This is a genomic window from Inquilinus sp. (genome assembly GCF_057815775.1).
The window spans coordinates 1-2,140 of record NZ_JBYRFX010001159.1 but is presented as its reverse complement, the minus strand read 5'-3'; the positions used below and the strand labels follow the sequence as shown (position 1 = coordinate 2,140).

General features: G+C 63.5%; 4 protein-coding genes. All 4 read right to left on the bottom strand.

Features of this window, described 5'->3' with window-relative positions:
- Positions 1-326 (bottom strand): phosphoenolpyruvate-utilizing N-terminal domain-containing protein (locus tag AC3XYG_RS41045; protein WP_489145687.1); only part of this gene is annotated, 326 nt, incomplete at its 3' end.
- On the bottom strand, positions 313-609 hold the full coding sequence (locus AC3XYG_RS41040) for an HPr family phosphocarrier protein (RefSeq protein ID WP_489145686.1): 297 nt from the start codon (positions 607-609) through the stop codon (positions 313-315). The genes AC3XYG_RS41045 and AC3XYG_RS41040, both read right to left, overlap by 14 nt.
- Positions 606-1,073, bottom strand: a complete 468-nt coding sequence (locus AC3XYG_RS41035) for a PTS sugar transporter subunit IIA (RefSeq protein ID WP_489145685.1) — start codon at positions 1,071-1,073, stop codon at positions 606-608. The genes AC3XYG_RS41040 and AC3XYG_RS41035 overlap by 4 nt, the downstream gene beginning before the upstream one ends.
- 83 nt (positions 1,074-1,156) lie before the next feature.
- The coding region (gene rapZ / locus AC3XYG_RS41030; RefSeq protein ID WP_489145684.1) for an RNase adapter RapZ at positions 1,157-2,140 on the bottom strand (984 nt) is incomplete at its 5' end.

Below are 2,140 nucleotides of genomic sequence, written 5' to 3'. Positions count from 1 at the left end.
CGTATGTATGCATCGATCAGGGGGGCGATCTCGGACTGGCTCTCCTCCGGGAGCATTGCCAGTTTGGCGCTTAATTTCGCCAACTGCTTGCGCGACTGGACGATGGCGGCCTCCAGGCGCGCGCTTTCGGCCCCGATGTCGGACGCCAGGATCTTCTGGCGCTTGATGACGGCTTCCGGTTCGGTGGTTCCGAAGATAGGCCCGATCGCGACGCCGGCCGAGACGGCTATACCGGCGAACTTCCGCTCTGGACGCGATTCTGGGGCGGCGAGGGCGGGGCGGGCCAATCGCTCGTGTTGCGGCGGTGGTGGCTCAATCCTGTTCATTGAAGCCTGCCTCGACCAGGGCTGCCAGGGCGTCCAACGCCTCCTTGGCATCCCAGCCTTCGGCACGCAACTCGATATCCGCACCCCGCGCCGCGCCGAGCATCATCAGGCCCATGATGGAGCGCGCGGAAATGACCTGTCCGTCTTTCAGCACATCGACAGAGGCGCCGAACTGCTCGGCCAGGGTAACGAACCGCGCCGCGGCCCGGGCGTGCAAGCCGCGTTTGTTGCAGATCGTAACGGTACGTGAGAGTACAGGTTCGCCGGATGGCGAGTCTGTCACTCGGCGGCCCCGTTGGCGGCTTTCGTATTGTTGTTGGCGCAGTCGACGGCGGTCCCGTTCACCTTGCAGCCATGCAGCACGTGCGATGCCGCGGCGATGTACTTCCGCCCGGCGTCTTCCGCGCAGGTGACCGCATCGGCGAGCGGCTGCTTTGACCGCACCTTCGCCAGCTTGACGAGCATCGGCAGGTTGACGCCAGCGATGACCTCCACCCCCTTCTTCTCCATCATGGAGATCGCGAGGTTGCATGGGGTTCCGCCGAACATGTCGGTCAGCAGCACGACTCCGTCGCCGGTGTCGCACCGCCCGATACAGGCCTCGATCTCGGCGCGCCTGTTTTCCATGTCGTCGTCCGGCCCGATACAGACCGTGTCGACGTTCCGTTGTGACCCGACCACGTGCTCCATGGCGGAGCGCAGCTCGTCCGCAAGTCGCCCGTGGGTCACCAGGATCATACCGATCATGAGTGGACCGCGGAGTCCCGGCGGGTGGATAGGCGAGCGGGGAGGTAACCGTTCGATGAAACCATCGTGTTGTATCAGGCCTCCTATGCCTGAACCGACAAAGCCTGCGCAGCCTTGTCTATGTCTGTTTCGTCCCGGCGCGCAACCGGGCGGTCCACCAGAAACGCATCCGCATCACCCTCCTTCACAAGCTCCCGATGGGTAACGAAAACGCGCCATGGCGTTTCGCCACCATCACAAGCCTTTTGCGCCAAAGCGCGTGAGGTGAGATGATTCGCCAATTTTTCAATCAAGTGAACGGACCTGTGGCGACCACCCGTACACCCTATCGTGATAGTAGCGTATTTTTTGCCTTCTTGCACAAACCTCGGCAAGACGAGGTCAACCAGATCAGCGAGCCGTGAAAAAAATATTGAGAAGTCGGGATCTGCTTCGACATATGCCCCAACTTCCGGGTCTAGTCCGGTCTTGGGACGCAATATGGGATCGTAATGGGGGTTCCTGAGGAAGCGTGCATCGAATACCAGATCTGCTTCCCGCGGCAGACCTCGCGGATAAGCGAACGACACCAGCGACACCGAGAGCCGCGCCTGCCCGGCGTCAGCGCCGAAATGCCGCTCAATCATTCGCCGCAAATTGGCGATCGGCAACCCCGACGTGTCCACCACCAGGTCGGCGGCCTCACGCAATGGCTCCGTCAGGGCCGACTCAGCCGCAATCCCGTCAGCCACCACGCCCTGCGGTGCCAGCGGGTGGCGCCGGCGGGTTTCGGTAAAACGGCGCAGCAGCGTGCTCTCGTCGGCCCACACGTATAGCAATTGCAGCCGCAGTTCGGGTTCGGTGCGCAGCCGTGCGATCACATCCAGCAATGCGTCGGCGTCGAAGCCGCGGGTGCGCGCGTCGATTCCCACCGCCAGCCGGCGGCCGGAGGCCGCCCTGTCCCCGTCGGCGATCACCTCCGCCAGCATGGCCACCGGCGGATTGTCGATGGCCTCGTAGCCGATGTCCTCGAGTGCACGCAGAATCGAGGCTTTGCCGCCGCCGGACAGGCCGGTCACGATCACCAC